At 64.2% G+C, this 17203-nt stretch carries 17 protein-coding genes and 1 pseudogene; 9 read left to right on the plus strand and 9 right to left on the minus strand.

Annotated elements, in window-relative coordinates; translation table 11 throughout:
- Window positions 1–262: 262 nt before the first annotated feature.
- From ACFQU0_RS06300 to ACFQU0_RS06330, 7 genes are all read right to left on the minus strand, one after another.
- Window positions 263–1573, minus strand: coding sequence for a citrate synthase (locus ACFQU0_RS06300; RefSeq protein ID WP_382199313.1), 1311 nt, complete (start codon window positions 1571–1573; stop codon window positions 263–265).
- Between the two features lie 14 nt (window positions 1574–1587).
- On the minus strand, window positions 1588–1884 hold the full coding sequence (locus tag ACFQU0_RS06305; protein ID WP_382199314.1) for an FAD assembly factor SdhE: 297 nt from the start codon (window positions 1882–1884) through the stop codon (window positions 1588–1590).
- 5 nt (window positions 1885–1889) lie between these two features.
- Window positions 1890–2594, minus strand: a complete 705-nt coding sequence (locus tag ACFQU0_RS06310; protein ID WP_382199315.1) for a succinate dehydrogenase iron-sulfur subunit — start codon at window positions 2592–2594, stop codon at window positions 1890–1892.
- A gap of 31 nt (window positions 2595–2625) precedes the next feature.
- Window positions 2626–4428, minus strand: coding sequence for a succinate dehydrogenase flavoprotein subunit (gene sdhA / locus ACFQU0_RS06315; protein ID WP_382199316.1), 1803 nt, complete (start codon window positions 4426–4428; stop codon window positions 2626–2628).
- Between the two features lie 3 nt (window positions 4429–4431).
- A complete protein-coding gene (gene sdhD, locus ACFQU0_RS06320) occupies window positions 4432–4797 on the minus strand; it encodes a succinate dehydrogenase, hydrophobic membrane anchor protein (protein WP_382199317.1) in 366 nt (121 codons plus the stop codon).
- A gap of 13 nt (window positions 4798–4810) precedes the next feature.
- Window positions 4811–5242: a succinate dehydrogenase, cytochrome b556 subunit gene (gene sdhC, locus ACFQU0_RS06325; RefSeq protein ID WP_382199318.1), complete on the minus strand. Its 432-nt coding sequence runs from the start codon at window positions 5240–5242 to the stop codon at window positions 4811–4813.
- Between the two features lie 150 nt (window positions 5243–5392).
- Window positions 5393–6196: a GntR family transcriptional regulator gene (locus tag ACFQU0_RS06330; RefSeq protein WP_382199319.1), complete on the minus strand. Its 804-nt coding sequence runs from the start codon at window positions 6194–6196 to the stop codon at window positions 5393–5395.
- A gap of 172 nt (window positions 6197–6368) precedes the next feature.
- Between ACFQU0_RS06330 and ACFQU0_RS06335 the strand changes: the two genes are divergently transcribed.
- From ACFQU0_RS06335 to acnB, 4 genes are read left to right on the plus strand one after another with little or no spacing between them, the layout of a single operon-like run.
- Window positions 6369–7355, plus strand: coding sequence for a malate dehydrogenase (locus tag ACFQU0_RS06335; RefSeq protein ID WP_382199320.1), 987 nt, complete (start codon window positions 6369–6371; stop codon window positions 7353–7355).
- Between the two features lie 37 nt (window positions 7356–7392).
- Window positions 7393–8400, plus strand: a complete 1008-nt coding sequence (locus tag ACFQU0_RS06340; RefSeq protein WP_382199321.1) for an HpcH/HpaI aldolase/citrate lyase family protein — start codon at window positions 7393–7395, stop codon at window positions 8398–8400.
- An 11-nt stretch (window positions 8401–8411) separates the two neighbouring features.
- The gene (locus ACFQU0_RS06345) at window positions 8412–9095 is read left to right on the plus strand and encodes a hypothetical protein (protein WP_382199322.1); all 684 of its coding nucleotides are present in this window, start codon (window positions 8412–8414) and stop codon (window positions 9093–9095) included.
- Window positions 9089–11680, plus strand: coding sequence for a bifunctional aconitate hydratase 2/2-methylisocitrate dehydratase (gene acnB / locus ACFQU0_RS06350; RefSeq protein ID WP_382199323.1), 2592 nt, complete (start codon window positions 9089–9091; stop codon window positions 11678–11680). The genes ACFQU0_RS06345 and acnB overlap by 7 nt, the downstream gene beginning before the upstream one ends.
- Before the next feature lie 54 nt (window positions 11681–11734).
- Here the strand turns inward: acnB and ACFQU0_RS06355 are convergent, their stop codons facing one another.
- The gene (locus ACFQU0_RS06355) at window positions 11735–12556 is read right to left on the minus strand and encodes a helix-turn-helix domain-containing protein (protein WP_382199324.1); all 822 of its coding nucleotides are present in this window, start codon (window positions 12554–12556) and stop codon (window positions 11735–11737) included.
- Between the two features lie 113 nt (window positions 12557–12669).
- On the opposite strand from ACFQU0_RS06355, the gene ACFQU0_RS06360 reads away from it, so the two are divergent.
- Window positions 12670–13095, plus strand: coding sequence for a hypothetical protein (locus ACFQU0_RS06360; protein ID WP_382199325.1), 426 nt, complete (start codon window positions 12670–12672; stop codon window positions 13093–13095).
- On the opposite strand, the gene ACFQU0_RS06365 is transcribed toward ACFQU0_RS06360, so the two are convergent.
- Complete coding sequence (locus ACFQU0_RS06365; protein WP_382199326.1) at window positions 13079–13858, minus strand: FadR/GntR family transcriptional regulator; 780 nt, start codon at window positions 13856–13858, stop codon at window positions 13079–13081. The two genes, ACFQU0_RS06360 and ACFQU0_RS06365, sit on opposite strands and share 17 nt — an antisense overlap.
- Window positions 13859–14026: 168 nt before the next feature.
- Between ACFQU0_RS06365 and kdgD the strand changes: the two genes are divergently transcribed.
- The 4 genes and pseudogenes from kdgD to gudD all read left to right on the plus strand — a co-directional run.
- Window positions 14027–14938 (plus strand): 5-dehydro-4-deoxyglucarate dehydratase, encoded by a 912-nt coding sequence (kdgD, locus tag ACFQU0_RS06370; RefSeq protein ID WP_382199327.1) that lies wholly within the window; start codon window positions 14027–14029, stop codon window positions 14936–14938.
- Window positions 14939–14986: 48 nt separating this feature from the next.
- Window positions 14987–15961, plus strand: a complete 975-nt coding sequence (locus ACFQU0_RS06375; protein ID WP_382199328.1) for a Bug family tripartite tricarboxylate transporter substrate binding protein — start codon at window positions 14987–14989, stop codon at window positions 15959–15961.
- 64 nt (window positions 15962–16025) lie between these two features.
- Complete coding sequence (locus ACFQU0_RS06380; RefSeq protein WP_382199329.1) at window positions 16026–16982, plus strand: Bug family tripartite tricarboxylate transporter substrate binding protein; 957 nt, start codon at window positions 16026–16028, stop codon at window positions 16980–16982.
- Between the two features lie 8 nt (window positions 16983–16990).
- Window positions 16991–17203: pseudogene (gudD, locus tag ACFQU0_RS06385) on the plus strand (glucarate dehydratase); the annotation flags it as partial.

Raw genomic sequence — 17203 nt, forward strand, 5'->3', positions numbered from 1 at the left:
GCGCCGGCTCCTCCTTTACCTCACTGCGTGGGCCACCCGGCACCCTCAGTCAGCGGTGGTGGTTGTGCGCGACTGTAGGTTTGCCCACACGTTTGCTGCTTGTACAGAGAGGGTGGCCTGCAAAGCGAGGTAAAGGAGGAGCCGGCGCAGCCGGCGGGGGACACGAGCGTCGCAGGCCAACCTCTCTGTGCAAGCTCTCAGGAGCTATGGCAAAAAAAAGCCCGCAACAGCTGCGGGCTTTTTTGGCGGAAGGCTGAAAAAATCAGCGCTGACCCACGGGCTTCACGTCGCGCTTGACCGAGCCGGTGAACAACTGGCGCGGACGGCCGATCTTGTATTCGGGGTCGCTGATCATTTCGTTCAGCTGCGCGATCCAGCCCACGGTGCGGGCCAGCGCGAAGATGCCGGTGAACAGGTTGACCGGGATGCCAATGGCGCGCTGCACGATGCCGGAGTAGAAGTCCACGTTCGGGTACAGCTTGCGCTGCACGAAGTAGTCGTCTTCCAGAGCGATTTTCTCCAGCTCCTTGGCCAGTTTGAACAGCGGGTCATTTTCCAGACCCAGCTCGGCCAGCACCTCGTTGCATGTTTCCTGCATCAGCTTGGCGCGCGGGTCGTAGTTCTTGTAGACGCGGTGGCCAAAACCCATCAGCTTGACGCCGGAGTTCTTGTCCTTGACCTTCTCCATGAACTCGCCGACCTTGGCCACACCGCCCTGGGCCTGGATGTCTTCCAGCATGTTCAGGCAGGCTTCGTTGGCACCGCCGTGGGCCGGGCCCCACAAGCAGGCCACACCGGCTGCGATGGCCGCAAACGGGTTGGTGCCCGAGGAGGCGCACAGGCGCACGGTAGAGGTGGAGGCGTTCTGTTCGTGGTCGGCGTGCAGGATGAAGATGCGGTCCAGAGCACGCTCTAGCACCGGGTTGACCTTGTATTCCTCGCACGGCGTGGCAAACATCATGCGCAAGAAGTTGCCGGCGTAGCTCAGGTCGTTCTTGGGGTAGATGTAGGGCTGGCCGATCTTGTACTTGTACGCCATGGCCACCAGGGTGGGCATCTTGGCGATCAGGCGGATGGCCGCGATGTTGCGGTGTTCCGGGTTGTTGATGTCGGTGCTGTCGTGATAGAAGGCCGACATCGCACCCACCAGGCCGGTCAAGATGGCCATGGGGTGGGAGTCGCGGCGGAAGCCGCGCAGGAAAAACTGCATCTGCTCGTTGACCATGGTGTGGTTGGTCACGAGTTTGTGGAAGTCTTTTTGCTGGGTGGCGTTGGGCAGGTCGCCGTTGAGCAGCAGGTAGCAGGTGTCGAGGTAGTCGGCGCCGGTGGCCAATTGCTCGATGGGGTAGCCGCGGTACAGCAGCTCGCCCTTGTCGCCATCGATGTAGGTGATGGCCGACTGGCACGACGCGGTGGACAGGAAGCCCGGGTCGTAGGTGAACATGCCGGTCTGCGCGTAAAGCTTGCGGATGTCGATCACGTCCGGACCGATGTTGCCCTGGTACACGGGCAAATCGATGCTGGGGCTGCCGTTGCTGAACGACAGGGTGGCTTTGTTGTCTGCAAGTTTCATGCGCTTGTCCTCGGTTACAGATGAATGTGGTGCTCGGGCGGCTGCCGCAACAGGGCCAGAAGCTCAACGATGTCGGTACGCGCCAGGGCGCCTTCGGGTGACTTGCGGCCCAGCAACAGATCGAGCAGATCGTTGTCGGACAGGTCCATCAAATCGCCCAAGGCGTCGGCCTGGTGTACCGTCAAGCCAGTTTCGTGCCTGGCAAAAAAACGCTCGATGAACAAATCGTTTTCGAGCAGGCCACGGCGGCAACGCCACTTGAGCTTGCTCAGGGCACGCTCGTCGAGCAAGGGGCTTTGCGTGGTGGCCATGTTTTTTAAACAGCCCGGCGGACCATCAGTTCCTTGATCTTGCCAATCGCCTTGGTGGGGTTCAGGCTCTTGGGGCAGACGTCCACACAGTTCATGATGGTGTGGCAACGGAACAGACGGTAGGGGTCTTCCAGGTTGTCCAGGCGCTCGGCGGTGGCGTCATCGCGGCTGTCGGCGATGAAGCGGTAGGCTTGCAGCAGACCAGCTGGACCGACGAACTTGTCGGGGTTCCACCAGAAGCTCGGGCAGCTGGTCGAGCAGCTGGCGCACAGGATGCACTCGTACAGGCCGTTGAGCTCGTCGCGCTCCTCGGGGCTCTGCAGGCGCTCGCGCTCGGGCGGCGGCGTGTCGCTGATCAGGTAGGGCTTGATCGAGTGGTACTGCTTGAAGAACAGCGTCATGTCGACGATCAGGTCGCGCACCACCGGCAGGCCGGGCAGCGGCTTCAACACGATGTCGCCCTTGAGCGTGTTCAGGTTGGTCAGGCAAGCCAGGCCGTTTTTGCCGTTGATGTTCATGGCGTCCGAGCCACACACGCCTTCGCGGCAGGAGCGGCGGAAGGACAGTGTGGGATCCACGGCCTTGAGCTTGACCAGCGCGTCCAGCAGCATGCGCTCTGTACCGTCCAGCTCGACCTGGATGGTCTGCATGTAGGGCTTGGCGTCCTTGTCCGGGTCGTAGCGGTAGATCTTGAAAGTGCGTTGTGCCATGTTTCAGTTCCTTGTGTTCGCTCGGGTCCGGTCAGAAGGTGCGGGGCTTGGGTGGCACCGTTTCGGCAGTCAGGGGCTTCATGCGCACCGGCTTGTAGTCCAGGCGGTTGCCTTCCATGTACCACAGGGTGTGCTTCATCCACTCGGCGTCGTTGCGGCCCAGCGGGCAGGTCGGGTGGGTAACGTCGTGTTCGTAGTCGCGCACCAGGTGGGCGCCACGGCATTCCTTGCGGGCGGCGGCACTTTCCATGGTGGCTTGGGCGGCTTCCATCAGGTTTTCCACTTCCAGCGCTTCCACGCGGGCGGTGTTGAAGACCTTGGAGTTGTCCTTCAGGCCGATGTTGCCAATGCGGGCGCGCAGGGCGGCGATCTTCTTCACGCCTTCGTCCATCGTCTCCTGGCTGCGGAACACGCCAGCGTGCTGCTGCATGATGGCGCGCATGTCGTTGGCGATGTCCTGGGCGTACTCACCGTCCTTGTTGCTGTCGAGGCGAGCCAGACGGGCCAGGGTGGCGTCGGCGGCGTCGGCCGGCAGGGGCTTGTGCTCCTGCTTGGGGTTGACGTTGGCGATGATGTGGTTGCCAGCGGCCTTGCCGAAAACCAGCAGGTCCAGCAGCGAGTTGGTGCCCAGGCGGTTGGCGCCGTGCACCGACACGCAGGAGCATTCGCCCACGGCGTACAGGCCGTTGACAGGCCGGTCTTCGCCGTTGAAGCGCTCGACCACCTGGCCGTTGATGTTGGTCGGGATGCCGCCCATCTGGTAGTGGATGGTGGGCACAACCGGGATGGGTTCGCGCGTGATGTCCACGTTGGCGAAGTTGTGGCCGATCTCTTCCACCGAAGGCAGGCGCTTGCGGATGGTTTCGGCGCCCAAGTGGTCCAGCTTCATGTGGATGTAGTCCTTGTTGGGACCACAGCCACGGCCTTCCAGAATTTCCTGGCCCATGCAGCGGGACACGAAGTCGCGCGGTGCCAGGTCTTTCAGGGTGGGCGCGTAGCGCTCCATGAAGCGCTCGCCGTTGCTGTTGAGCAGGATGGCGCCTTCGCCACGGCAGCCTTCGGTCAGCAGCACGCCCGCGCCGGCCACGCCGGTGGGGTGGAACTGCCAGAACTCCATGTCTTGCAGCGCGATGCCGGCACGCGCCGCCATGCCCAGGCCGTCACCGGTGTTGATGAAGGCGTTGGTGGACGACTGGAAGATGCGGCCTGCGCCGCCGGTGGCCAGCAGCACGGTCTTGGCTTCCAGCACATAGGTCTCGCCAGTTTCCATTTCCAGTGCGGTCACGCCCACGCAGTCGCCGTCGACGTCGCGGATCAGGTCCAGCGCCATCCACTCGACGAAGAAGGTGGTGCGTGCCGCCACGTTGGCCTGATACAGCGTGTGCAGCATGGCGTGGCCAGTGCGGTCGGCGGCGGCGCAAGCGCGTTGCACCGGCTTTTCGCCGTAATTGGCGGTGTGGCCGCCAAAGGGGCGCTGGTAAATGGTGCCGTCCGGGTTGCGGTCGAAGGGCATGCCGAAGTGTTCCAGCTCGTACACCACCTTGGGCGCTTCACGGCACATGAACTCGATGGCATCCTGGTCGCCCAGCCAGTCGGAGCCCTTGACGGTGTCGTAGAAGTGGAACTCCCAGCTGTCCTCGCTCATGTTGCCCAGCGACGCGGACACGCCACCTTGTGCTGCCACGGTGTGCGAGCGGGTGGGGAAAACCTTGGACAACACGGCCACGTTCAGGCCGGCGCGTGCCAACTGAAGCGAGGCGCGCATACCGGAGCCACCAGCGCCGACGATGACGACGTCAAATTTGCGCTTGGGCAGGGAAGAGGTTTGGGTCATGGCTTACAGCCTCCAGAGAACAGAGAAGGCCCAGCCGGCGCAACCCACCAGCCAGACGAGCGTGAACACGTGCAGCACTAGGCGCACACCCACAGGTTTGATGTAATCCATCCAGATGTCGCGCATGCCCACCCACACGTGGTAGAGCAGGGCCACGATGACCACAAAGGTCAGCACCTTCATCCACTGGGCGGCAAAAATGCCGGCCCAGCCTTCATAACCCAGCGGACCGCTGGTGAAGATGACCTGCACCAGCACGGCAATGGTGAACAACGCCATCAGGGCGGCGGTGACACGCTGGGCCAGCCAGTCCCGCAGGCCGTAGTGGGCGCCGCTGACGACGCGCTTGGAACCGTAATTGACGGACATGTGTGATTCCCTTTCAGTACAGGCCGAACAGCTTGGCGCCCAGCACCACGGTCAGCGCGATGGACAGCACCAGGGTGACGGTGGCCGACGATTTGCCGAATTCCTTGGTCACCGAATGCGTCATGTCCATGTACAGGTGGCGCACGCCGGCAATGAAGTGGTGCAGGTAGGCCCAGATCAGGGCCAGCGCCACCAGCTTGATGAACCAGCCCGGCACGAAGCCGATGCCAGCGCCGAAGGCCGAGGTGAAACGTTCGTAAGAGAACTCGGATGACAACGAGGTGTCGAACATCCAGATGATGAAGGGCATGAGCACAAACATCAACGCGCCGCTGACGCGGTGCAGGATGGACACCCAGCCGGCCGCAGGCAGGCGGTAGGTTGGCAGGTCCGACAAGGCATTGATGTTGCGGAACTCAGGCCGTTTTTTTGTCAGCTCACTCATGGCTTGGCTTTCATTTTCGGGCGATGGAACGGGTGGTAACCGGATGGTAACTTTGACCGGAATCCCTGACGGGCGGCTGTCAAATTCTATTGCAATGCAACATGCCACCTGTGCGTAGATACCGGTACCCGAGTGAATGGGTGGGTGTGTTCAGTTCAACTCGTTGCGGTAGTGGTGGGTGTCGGTGCGGTAAAGGCCTCGGCGCAGTTCCATGGGCACGTCGTTGTACGTGTGGGCAATGCGCTCCACGCTCAGCAAGGGGGTGCCCTGGGCCACGTCCAGCAGGGGGGCCGATTCCGCGTCTGCCGCGACGGCCTTGATTTTTTCTTCAGCCCGCACCATGCGCACGCCGAACTGGGTTTCAAACAAGGCGTACATCGGCCCGCGGTCGGCGGCCAGGGTTTCCAGCGTCAAGCCTTTGAATGGCACACCAGGCAACCACAGGTCCTCCAGGATGGCTGGGACGCCATGGAAGGCCAGCACGCGGCGCACCTGCAGCACCGGATCGCCGCTGCGCAAACCCAGCAGGCGCGCGATCTCGGCCGGCGCGCGCAGGCGGCGGCATTCGATGATGTTGCGTTCGGCTGGGCCTTCGCTGCGCTGGTCGCCCTCGTCTGGTTGAAGCCGCAGGAAGCGGTATTGGATGTGCTGCTCAGCGTGGGTGGCCACAAACGTGCCCTTGCCCTGACGGCGCACCAGCAGGTTGTCGGCCGCCAGCTCGTCGATGGCCTTGCGCACGGTGCCCTGGCTGACCTTGAAGCGGGCAGCGAGATCGAATTCGCTGGGGATGGTGTCGCCCGGCTTCCATTCGCCCGCCTGCAGGCTTTGCAGGATCAATGATTTGATCTGCTGGTACAGCGGGCTGAACGCTGGCGTGCCGCCGCCTGTCAGACCGTCCGTCTGGGGTGCTGGTGTGGTGTTGCCAGCAGAGTGTGGGGGCGTGTTCTGGCTCATGATGTTCGATTGTCAATCATATCTTATATAAGACATAAGACAAATTGACTCGTCCGGGTTTGCGAGGGTACACTCGGGCCTGGTTTTGATGCAAGTCGTTGCCCAGGGCTTGTCTGGGCGGCGACAGCGCACCGTTTTTCATCCGCCTTTCTCACTTCCACTGGAGTTTTTCATGAGCAAGAAGCCCGTTCGTGTGGCCGTCACCGGCGCAGCAGGTCAAATCGGTTATGCATTGCTGTTCCGCATCGCCTCGGGCGAAATGCTGGGCAAGGACCAACCCGTCATCCTGCAACTCCTGGAAATCCCCGATGAGAAGGCCCAGAAGGCGCTCAAGGGCGTGATGATGGAGTTGGAAGATTGCGCGTTCCCGCTGCTGGCCGGCATGGAAGCCCACAGCGACCCGATGACCGCTTTCAAGGACACCGACTACGCGCTGCTGGTCGGCTCGCGTCCGCGTGGCCCGGGTATGGAGCGTGCCGAGTTGCTGGCCATCAACGGCGCCATCTTCACCGCCCAGGGCAAGGCCCTGAACGCCGTCGCTTCGCGCAACGTCAAGGTGCTGGTGGTGGGCAACCCCGCCAACACCAACGCCTACATCGCCATGAAGGCCGCGCCGGACCTGCCGCGCAAGAACTTCACCGCCATGCTGCGCCTGGACCACAACCGCGCCCTGAGCCAGATCGCCGCCAAGACCGGCAAAGCCGTGGCCTCCATCAAGAAGCTCACCGTGTGGGGCAACCACTCGCCCACCATGTACGCCGACTACCGCTTCGCCACCATCGATGGCGCTTCGGTCAAGGACATGATCAACGACCAGGAATGGAACGCCAACGTGTTCCTGCCCACCGTGGGCAAGCGCGGTGCCGCCATCATTGAAGCGCGTGGCCTGTCCTCCGCTGCATCGGCTGCCAACGCCGCCATCGACCACATGCGCGACTGGGCCCTGGGCACCAACGGCGAATGGGTCACCATGGGCGTTCCGTCCAATGGCGAATACGGCATCCCCAAGGACGTCATGTTCGGCTTCCCCGTCACCTGCGAAGGTGGCGAATACAAGATCGTCGAAGGCCTGGCCATCGACGCCTTCAGCCAAGAGTGCATCAACAAGACCCTGGCCGAGCTGCAAGGCGAGCAGGACGGCGTCAAGCACCTGGTCTGACCCAGCCCTGCTGTGGTAACCGCTTGGTAACTCGACCGTGACCGCCCATCCTGCCGCCGTGTTGCTGGGAGCCCAGGGCGGTGCTTTTGCACTGCCCGTGTGCGACCACTACAGCGGTGTGGAAGGGCGCATGCGAAAGAGCCTGCAATTGCAGGCCGAGATGACGGCCGAGTTCGGCGCCTGCGTGTTCGACGTCACGCTCGATTGCGAGGACGGCGCCCCCGTGGGCGGCGAAGCCGAACACGCCGCGCTGGTGAGCGAACTGGCATTGGCCGCCGCGCCCGAAGCCCGTGTGGCCGTGCGCGTCCATGCGGTGGACCACCCTTCATTTGAGGCCGATGTGGCCACGGTGGTGGGCCGGGCCGGTCACCGCTGGTGCCATGTGATGGTGCCCAAGGTCGAGTCGCTCGCCGATGTCGAACGGGCCGTGGCGGCCATCGACGCGGCATCCCGTGGCTCAGGCAGCATTCCGCTGCATGTGCTGGTCGAGTCACCCGCTGCGGTGCACCGCGCTTTCGACATCGCGGGCCACCCGCGTGTGCAGTCCATCAGCTTCGGCCTCATGGACTTCGTCTCCGCCCATGGAGGCGCCATACCGGCGTCAGGCATGGGGGTGGCGGGCCAGTTCAGCCACCCGCTGGTGTTGCGTGCCAAGCTCGATATAGCCAGTGCCTGCCACGCGCACGGCAAGGTGCCCTCTCACTGCGTGGTCACCGAGTTCAAGGACGCGCAGGCCATGCACCGGGCGGCGTCGCAAGCCGCGCAGCAGCTGGGGTACACGCGCATGTGGAGCATCCATCCCGACCAGATCCGCCCCATCCTGTTGGCCTTTGCGCCGCAGGATGACGAAATCGCGCGCGCGGCCGACATCATTGCGCTGGCCCATGCGGCGCAGTGGGCGCCGGTGCAGCACGCCGGGCAGTTGCACGACCGCGCCAGCTACCGCTACTTCTGGCAGGTGCTGGAGCGGGCACACCGCACCGGGCGTCCGTTGCCGTCCGAGGTGAAGGTGTTTTTTGCCACAATGGCAAACGAGTCCACATGAGGAGTTTCGCCATGGCCCAACACAACGAGCGCCCCACATCCGGTGCCCATCCCATTTCACCCCGCGTGCTGGTGGTTGCAGGCGCCTCGCTGGCGTTGGCGGTGGCCGCCCTGTGGCCCGCTGTGACGCATGCCCAGGCATCGCCGACCAAGAAGCCGGCTGGTACGAGCAAAGCACCTGCGAAGCCGAACCCCGCCAAGCGTATTGCCCCTGTCGCTGCGGTGGCCGCCGCGCCTGTGGTGGTGGCAGATGCCCCACTGACCGACAGCGAATTGGCGGTGTCGAATCAGGTGCATGTGGGTGCCTTGCCTTGCGAGCTGGGCAAGGTTGTGCACATGGAGCGCGATGCCACCACGCCCGGTTTCTTCCGTTTGCACGTTGATCAGCAACGCTACCGACTGCGTCCGGTCGAAAGCCGCACCGGCGCGGTGCGGCTCGAAGACCCACAACAAGGTGTGGTCTGGATTCAGCTGGCCAACAAATCCATGCTGATGAGCCAGAAGCTCGGGCGCCGTTTGGCCGATGAGTGTGCTGGCGAGTCGCAGCAGCAGGTGGCCGCTGCCCTCAAGCTCAATCCGGCACCGAGCTTGCTTGATCCTCTGCCTGCCCCCGCAACACCACCGGCGGTGCTTGCCACCGATTGCCGCCGCCCCGCGAACCCTTCCTCTTTACTTTCTGGAGCTGAACCATGTTGAAAGCCTACCGTGAACATGCGGCCGAGCGCGCCGCCTTGGGCATTCCGCCGTTGCCGCTGGATGCCAAACAAGTGGCCGACCTGATCGAACTGATCAAAGCGCCGCCCGCTGGCGAAGACGCCTTTTTGCTGGACTTGCTCACGCACCGTGTGCCCCCCGGCGTGGACGATGCGGCCAAGGTCAAGGCCAGCTTTCTGGCGGCCGTGGCCCATGGCGACATCAAGGTGGGCCTGATCTCCAAGGCCAAGGCCACCGAGCTGCTGGGCACCATGGTGGGCGGCTACAACGTGCACCCCCTGATCGAGCTGCTGGACGATGCCGAGGTGGCGTCCGTGGCCGGCGCGGCGCTCAAGAAGACGCTGCTGATGTTCGATTACTTCAACGACGTGGCCGACAAAGCCAAGGCCGGCAATGCCGTGGCCAAGGAAGTGATGCAAAGCTGGGCCGATGGCGAGTGGTTCACCAGCCGGCCTGAAGTCGACAAGAAAATCACCGTCACTGTGTTCAAGGTGCCGGGCGAAACCAACACCGACGACCTGTCGCCCGCGCCCGACGCCACCACGCGTCCGGACATCCCGCTGCACTACCTGGCGATGCTGAAGAACACCCGCCCCGACGCGGCCTTCAAGCCGGAGGAAGATGGCAAGCGCGGCCCGATGCAGTTCATCGAAGACCTGAAGAAGAAGGGTCACCTGGTGGCCTACGTGGGCGACGTGGTGGGCACCGGCTCCAGCCGCAAATCGGCCACCAACTCGGTGATCTGGGCCACCGGCCAGGACATCCCCTTCGTGCCGAACAAGCGTTTTGGCGGTGTCACCCTGGGCGGCAAGATTGCCCCCATCTTCTTCAACACGCAGGAAGACTCGGGTTCGCTGCCCATCGAAGTGGACGTGAGCAAGCTGGAAATGGGCGACGTCATCGACGTGTTGCCCTACGACGGCAAGCTGGTGAAGAACGGCGAAGTCGTGGCCGAATTCAAGCTCAAGAGCGACGTGCTGTTCGATGAAGTGCGCGCCGGTGGCCGCATCAACCTCATCATTGGCCGCTCGCTGACAGCCAAGGCACGCGAGTTCCTCGGCCTGCCCGCATCCACCCTGTTCCGACTGCCCAGCGTGCCTGCAGCAACCAAGGCAGGCTTCACCCTGGCGCAGAAGATGGTGGGACGTGCCGTTGGTTTGCCCGAAGGCCAGGGCGTGCGCCCGGGCACCTACTGCGAGCCGCGCATGACCACCGTGGGGTCGCAAGACACCACCGGCCCCATGACCCGCGACGAACTGAAGGACCTGGCTTGCCTGGGCTTCAGCGCCGACATGGTGATGCAGTCCTTCTGCCACACCGCCGCCTACCCCAAGCCGGTGGACGTGAAAACCCATCGCGAACTGCCCAAGTTCATCAGCAGCCGTGGCGGCGTCTCCCTGCGCCCGGGCGACGGTGTGATCCACAGCTGGCTCAACCGCCTGCTGCTGCCAGACACCGTGGGCACCGGCGGTGATTCGCACACCCGTTTCCCCATCGGCATTTCTTTCCCCGCTGGTTCCGGCCTGGTGGCCTTCGGTGCCGCCACGGGTGTGATGCCGCTGGACATGCCCGAGTCGGTGCTGGTGCGCTTCAAGGGCCAGATGCAACCGGGCGTGACCCTGCGCGACCTGGTGCATGCCATCCCGCTGTACGCCATCAAGGCCGGTCTGCTGACCGTCGCCAAGGCCGGCAAGAAGAACATCTTCTCGGGCCGCATCCTCGAAATCGAAGGCCTGCCCGACCTGAAGGTGGAGCAAGCCTTTGAACTGTCCGACGCGTCGGCCGAGCGCTCCGCTGCCGGTTGCACCATCAAGCTCAACCCCGAGCCGATCAAGGAGTACCTCACCAGCAACATCGTGCTGATGAAGAACATGATCGCCGACGGCTACGAAGACAAGCGCACCTTGCAGCGCCGCATCGAGAAGGTGGAAGCCTGGCTGGCCAAGCCCGAACTGCTCGAAGCCGACAAGGATGCCGAATACGCCGCCGTCATCGAGATCGACCTGGCCGACATCACCGAGCCCATTCTGTGCTGCCCCAACGACCCGGACGACGCCAAGACCTTGAGCGAAGTGGCGGGCACCAAGATCGATGAAGCCTTCATCGGCTCGTGCATGACCAACATCGGCCACTTCCGCGCCGCAGCCAAGCTGCTGGGTGGCAGCCGCGACATCCCCGTCAAGCTGTGGGTGGCCCCGCCCACCAAGATGGACGAGAGCGAGCTGATCAAGGAAGGCCACTACGCCGCGTTCGGCACCGCCGGTGCCCGCACCGAAATGCCGGGTTGCAGCCTGTGCATGGGCAACCAGGCCCAGGTGCGCGAAGGCGCGACCGTGGTGTCCACCAGCACCCGCAACTTCCCCAACCGCCTGGGCAAGAACACCAACGTGTTCCTGGCCTCGGCCGAGCTGGCGGCCATTGCGTCCAAGCTGGGCAAGATCCCCACCGTGGCCGAATACCACGAAGCCATGGGCATCGTGAACAAGGACGGCGCGGCCATCTACAAGTACCTGAACTTCGACCAGATCGAAGAGTACGTTGAGAACGCCAAGGGCGTGACCGCCTGAGCGACTTCGTTCGAACCGGACTGAACCAACGGCCCTTCGGGGCCGTTGGTTTTTTCAGGGGCCGAGCAGCGTGTTGGCCATCTGGCGCAAAGCTTGGGCCGTTGCTTCGTCCCCCGGAAAAAACGTTTCCAGCGCCAGCTCCTGCAGCGTGATGTCCACCGGCGAACCGAACACGGTGGTGGTGCTGACGAGGTTGAGCAAGCCGGCGGGCGTGTGGATCAGGAAGGGCATGAGCACGCCCGGGTGCTCACCATCGAGCCGCAGGGCGCTGTGCCCAGCCTGAGCGGGGTAGGCCTGCAGCTCGCGCAGCAGCATGGCCAGGGTGCTGTCCCCTGTCTGCTGGATTTGCTGGCGCAGCCGTGCGAACAGGTGCTCGCGCCATTGGTTGAGGTTGGCGATGTGTGGGGCCAGCCCCAGTGGGTGCAGGCTCACACGCAACAGGTTGACGGGCGCCGCGAGCAATTCAGGCGACACGCCTTGCAGCAGCGGCGCCACCATGCGGTTGGCCAGCACCATGTTCCAGTGCCTGTCAAAGGCCACGGCCGGCCAGGGCTCGTGGCTGTCGAGCAGGTGCTGCACCGCCCGCTGTGCTGCAACCATTGACGGGTCGTCCATGGCGTGTTCGCGGTACATGGGCGCGTAGCCCGCCGCCACCAGCCAGGCGTTGCGCTCGCGCAAGGGCACGGCCAGCCGTTCGCACAGGCGCAGCACCAGTTCGCGGCTGGGGCTGGCCTTGCCGGTTTCCACGCAGCTGAGGTGGCGGGTGGACAACTCGGCGTCGGCCGCCAGATCGAGCTGGCTCAGGCGCCGCAGCTGACGCCAGTGGCGCAGGTGGTCACCCACGCCGGCGCGGGGGGAGGGTGGGGGCTTGTGCATGGGCCGATGGTAGAGCGCATCGGCACACCGTCCATGACCTCACAGGTCATGGACGGTGTGTCGGCCCGCCGCGAGCATGGCGGCTCCTTTTGTTCATTTCCAAGGAGTTCACCATGTTGACCGTCTCAGTTTCCAATTTGCGCCGCGTGTTGTGGGTGGATGCCGCCAGTGGCTTGACCCTGGCCCTCGCCCATGTGGCGCTGTCCGATCAGTTGCAGCAGTGGCTGGGCTTGCCGGCGCGCTGGTTGTGGGCCTCTGGCGTGATCGTTCTGGGTGCTGCGCTGCTATCGGGCAGCCTGGCGGCACGCGCCGCGCCGCCACGGTGGGGCGTGCGCCTGCTGGCAGCGGGCAACCTGCTGTGGGTGGCGGCCAGTCTTTGGGAGGTATGGGGCGCCGGGCTGGCGCTCACCACGTGGGGCGAGGTCTGGGTGCTGGCGCAGGCGGGGTTTGTGTTGCTGCTCGCTGATCTGGAGTGGCTGGGCAGCCGCGAAGTCCGGCGTGAAGCGCCGCAGGCGTCGGCCGTCAGTGTGGCACGCTGACCGAGGCCTCCGCCGCTTGCGCACGGCGCAGGCGCTCCCGGCTGTTGGAGAGGTGGGTGCGCATGGCGGCGCGCGCGGCATCCGGGTCGCGCAACTGGATGGCCTGGTAGATGCGTTCGTGTTCCTGGTGCACCCGCTGGAGGTAGGCCAGTCGGCCTTCGGGCGCGTCGCCTGCGGTGCGCAGGCGTGTGCGCGGGATGATCATGGTGCCCAGGTAAGACATCAGCTCGGCGAAATAGCGGTTGCCCGTCGCGCGCGCCACCTCCACATGGAACTGGAAGTCCGATGGCACGGCGTCGGAGGCGGCCTGGATCGCTGCCGCGAAGGCCGTCAGGGCTTCGTTCATCGCGGCGAGGTTGTTTTCTGTGCGGGCGAGGGCGGCCAACCCGGCCGCTTCGCTTTCGAGGCTGATGCGCAGTTCCAGCAGCGCAATGACGTCGGCGGCGGTGTCCAACTCGTGGGGGGAAATGTGGAACGTGAGATCGGGTTGCGCCGGCTCCATCACAAATGTGCCGATGCCATGCCGGGTAGCGACCAGGCCCGAGGCCTGAAGCCGGGAGATGGCTTCGCGCACCACGGTGCGGCTCACGTCAAAGCGTTCCATGAGCGCCGCTTCGGTGGGCAGTTTGTCACCGGCCTTGAGCGCGCCGTTGCGGATGTCCTGATCCAGGGCAGCCACAATTTCAGGCACCAGGCCACGCGGGCGTCGCACCCGGGGTGCTGCCGGTGGCGGTGGAGAACCTAGGGTTTTCACTGAGGGCATGGGAAATTCCTTGACAGCCCGAAAGCCGATTTGCACAATGGGTTCAGTTGTCAGACAACCTACAACAGATGTCTGGAGCCAAGGCAACTGTAGCAAAGCCAGGTGCTTCTGTCCAAGTCGCCAGGGCCCGATTTTTCATTCCATTGTCATTCATCCACGGAACACGCCATGAACCCGCAAGAACTCAAATCCATCATGTCCAGCGGCCTGCTGTCTTTCCCACTGACCGATTTCGACGCCGAGGGCAACTTTGACCCCAAGGGCTACGCGGCGCGCCTGGAGTGGCTGGCCCCGTATGGCGCCAGTGCGTTGTTTGCCGCCGGTGGCACCGGCGAGTTTTTCTCGCTCACCGCTGACGAGTACCCCGGCATCATCAAGACCGCTGTAGACACCTGCCGTGGCAAGGTGCCCATCATTGCGGGCGCGGGCGGCCCCACCCGGTTTGCCATCCAGTGCGCCCAGGAGGCCGAGCGGGCCGGCGCCCACGGCATCCTGCTGTTGCCACACTACCTGACCGAAGCCGGCCAGGAAGGCCTGATTGCTCACGTGGAGGCGGTGTGCAAAAGCGTGAAGTTCGGTGTCATCGTCTACAACCGCAACGTTTGCAAACTCACGCCCGAGTCCCTGGCCATCCTGGCCGAGCGCTGCCCCAACCTGATTGGTTTCAAGGACGGCGTGGGCAACATCGAAACCATGTCGGCCATCTACATGAAGATGGGCGACCGTTTTGCCTACCTGGGCGGCCTGCCCACGGCCGAGGTGTATGCCGCCGCCTACAAGGCGCTGGGCACGCCGGTGTACTCGTCGGCCGTCTTCAACTTCATCCCCAAGACGGCGATGGACTTTTACGAAGCCGTGCGCACCGACGACATGGCGACCCAGCACCGTTTGCTGAAGTCCTTCTTCATGCCCTACCTGGAGCTGCGCAACCGCTGCGAAGGGTATGCCGTGAGCATCGTCAAGGCCGGCGCCACGCTGGTGGGGCATTCGGCTGGCCCGGTGCGCGCGCCACTGACCGACCTCAAACCCGCAGAAATGGACCGACTCAAGGCCTTGATCGACCAACTTGGCCCGCAGTGATCCTGCGGGTCGCAACCCCTCCCCCCAAAGACCCTCAGGAGACACAACATGACCCCCTTCCGCAGACAACTTTTGGTGGCTGCGCTGGCACTTCCGCTCGCCAGCACCGCCGCGTTCGCCCAAGCGAGCTACCCCAGCAAACCGGTCAAGATCGTCGTGCCATTCCCGCCCGGAGGCACCTCCGATGTGCTGGCACGCCTGATCGGCGTCAAGCTCGGCGAGGCGCTGGGCCAGCCGGTGCTGGTGGAAAACCGCGCCGGATCGGGCGGCAACATCGGCGCCGATCAGGTCGCCAAATCACCGGCTGATGGCTACACGCTGTTGCTGATGGACGTGGGCAACCTGGCCATCGCACCGTCGCTGTACAAGTTGCCGTTCAACGTGCTCAACGACTTCGCGCCAGTGCACATGGTGGCCTATTCGCCCCACCTGCTGGTGACCAGCAACAAGGTGCCGGCCAACACCGTGGCCGAACTGGTGGCCTACGCCAAGGGCAAAGACGTGCGCTTCAGCTACGCCGCCGCAGCCGGCATGGGCAGTGCCACCCACCTGGCCGGCGTGGTGTTTGCCCGCCGCAACGGCATCGACTGGAACTACGTGCCCTACAAGGGCGGCGCACAGGCCATGACCGATCTGCTGGGTGGCCACATCGATGTCACTTTCAACGGCATGGTGGCCACCTACCCACACGTGAAAGCCGGCAAGATCAAGCTGATCGCCTTGTCGAGCGGCAAACGCAACAGCGTCTTGCCCAACGTGCCCACCGTGGCCGAAACCATGCCCGGCTTCCTCACCGGCAGTTGGCAAGGTTTGTTGGCCCCGGCCGGTACACCCAAGGCCATTGTGGACAAGCTGCACGCCGAGGTCACCCGCATCGTGGCCCTGCCTGATGTGCAGGAGAAACTGGTCAGCCTCGGTGCCGAACCCGCCCAGATGAGCAGCGCCGAGTTTGCCAACTGGCTCAAGGCCGAGGTGCCGGCCATGGCCAAGGTCGTGCGCGACGAAAAAATCACCGTCGAGTGATCCCCCCAGCCCGACGCCTTCGCGCCGGGCTTTTTTTTGTTTCTTCCTCCCCGGAAACAAACCCATGAAAAAGACCCTTCTCACGCTGGTCCTCGCCGCCGGCACCAGCCTCAGCGCCTTCGCCTGGCCCGACAAACCCATCACCCTGATCGTTCCCTTCCCGCCGGGTGGTTCCACCGACCTGATCGCACGCACCCTCTCCGGCAAGATGGCCGAGAAGATGGGCGCAGGCACTTTTGTGGTGGACAACAAACCCGGTGCCACCGGCACCATCGGTGCGTCTCAGGTGGCCCGCGCCGCACCCGATGGTCACACCCTGCTGGTGGCCTCCCTCGGCCCCTTCGTGATCGCGCCGCATCTGATCAAGGTGAATTACGACGCCCTCAAGGACCTGGACCCGCTGACCGTGGTGGTGCAGGCGCCCAACGTGCTGGTGGTGCCGGCCGCGTCGCCGCACAAATCGCTGGCCGACGTGATTGCCTACCAAAAGGCCAACCCCGGCAAAATGAGCTTCGCCTCGTCCGGCAATGGCAGCAGCGACCACCTGACGGCCGAGCTGTTCTGGCAGCAGACCAACACCAGCGGCGTGCACGTGCCCTACAAAGGCGGCGGCCCGGTGATGACCGACCTGCTGGGCAACCAGGTCGAGTCGTCGTTCATGAACATCAACACCGCCATGCCGCAGATCAAGGCCGGCAAGCTCCGTGCGTTGTCCATCACCAGCGCCAAGCGCTCGCCGCTGCTGCCCGATATGCCCACGCTGGAAGAGGGCGGCGTGAAGGACGCCAACGTCTACTCCTGGCAGGCCGTGGCCGCGCCCAAGGGGCTGTCCGCCGACATCAAGAAGCGCTTGACGGATGCCATTGCCGCCACCATCAAAGATCCGCAGGTGGCGCCTAAGCTGCTGGAGCTGGGCTTTGAGGTGGTGCTCAACACGCCCGAACAGTTCGCCGCCTACCAGGCCGCCGAATACAGCCGCTGGCAAAAACTGATCACCTCGCGCAACATCAAGGCAGATTGATTTCCCCCATGACCGCACCGATCGTCCAGTCCATGCGTGTCATCCCGGTCGCCGGCCGGGACGGCATGCTGCTCAACCTCTCGGGCGCCCACGCGCCCTTTTTCACCCGCAACATCGTCATCGTCACCGACAACGCCGGCCACACCGGCCTGGGCGAGGTGCCCGGTGGCGAGAAGATCCGCCAGACGCTGGAGGACGCGCGGGCCGTGGTCGAAGGCCGG

This window comes from Hydrogenophaga defluvii, from assembly GCF_042665235.1.
In the GTDB taxonomy this organism is placed as follows: Bacteria; Pseudomonadota; Gammaproteobacteria; order Burkholderiales; family Burkholderiaceae_C; genus Hydrogenophaga; species Hydrogenophaga defluvii_A.

Excerpts from the sequence above, each read along its gene's own strand:
- ACFQU0_RS06300 (WP_382199313.1), bottom strand. The coding sequence starts at position 1,573 with ATGAAACTTGCAGACAACAAAGCCACCCTGTCGTTCAGCAACGGCAGC.
- ACFQU0_RS06305 (WP_382199314.1), bottom strand. The coding sequence starts at position 1,884 with ATGGCCACCACGCAAAGCCCCTTGCTCGACGAGCGTGCCCTGAGCAAG.
- ACFQU0_RS06310 (WP_382199315.1), bottom strand. The coding sequence starts at position 2,594 with ATGGCACAACGCACTTTCAAGATCTACCGCTACGACCCGGACAAGGAC.
- sdhA (WP_382199316.1), bottom strand. The coding sequence starts at position 4,428 with ATGACCCAAACCTCTTCCCTGCCCAAGCGCAAATTTGACGTCGTCATC.
- sdhD (WP_382199317.1), bottom strand. The coding sequence starts at position 4,797 with ATGTCCGTCAATTACGGTTCCAAGCGCGTCGTCAGCGGCGCCCACTAC.
- sdhC (WP_382199318.1), bottom strand. The coding sequence starts at position 5,242 with ATGAGTGAGCTGACAAAAAAACGGCCTGAGTTCCGCAACATCAATGCC.
- ACFQU0_RS06330 (WP_382199319.1), bottom strand. The coding sequence starts at position 6,196 with ATGAGCCAGAACACGCCCCCACACTCTGCTGGCAACACCACACCAGCA.
- ACFQU0_RS06335 (WP_382199320.1), top strand. The coding sequence starts at position 6,369 with ATGAGCAAGAAGCCCGTTCGTGTGGCCGTCACCGGCGCAGCAGGTCAA.
- ACFQU0_RS06345 (WP_382199322.1), top strand. The coding sequence starts at position 8,412 with ATGGCCCAACACAACGAGCGCCCCACATCCGGTGCCCATCCCATTTCA.
- acnB (WP_382199323.1), top strand. The coding sequence starts at position 9,089 with ATGTTGAAAGCCTACCGTGAACATGCGGCCGAGCGCGCCGCCTTGGGC.
- ACFQU0_RS06355 (WP_382199324.1), bottom strand. The coding sequence starts at position 12,556 with ATGCACAAGCCCCCACCCTCCCCCCGCGCCGGCGTGGGTGACCACCTG.
- ACFQU0_RS06360 (WP_382199325.1), top strand. The coding sequence starts at position 12,670 with ATGTTGACCGTCTCAGTTTCCAATTTGCGCCGCGTGTTGTGGGTGGAT.
- ACFQU0_RS06365 (WP_382199326.1), bottom strand. The coding sequence starts at position 13,858 with ATGCCCTCAGTGAAAACCCTAGGTTCTCCACCGCCACCGGCAGCACCC.
- kdgD (WP_382199327.1), top strand. The coding sequence starts at position 14,027 with ATGAACCCGCAAGAACTCAAATCCATCATGTCCAGCGGCCTGCTGTCT.
- ACFQU0_RS06375 (WP_382199328.1), top strand. The coding sequence starts at position 14,987 with ATGACCCCCTTCCGCAGACAACTTTTGGTGGCTGCGCTGGCACTTCCG.
- ACFQU0_RS06380 (WP_382199329.1), top strand. The coding sequence starts at position 16,026 with ATGAAAAAGACCCTTCTCACGCTGGTCCTCGCCGCCGGCACCAGCCTC.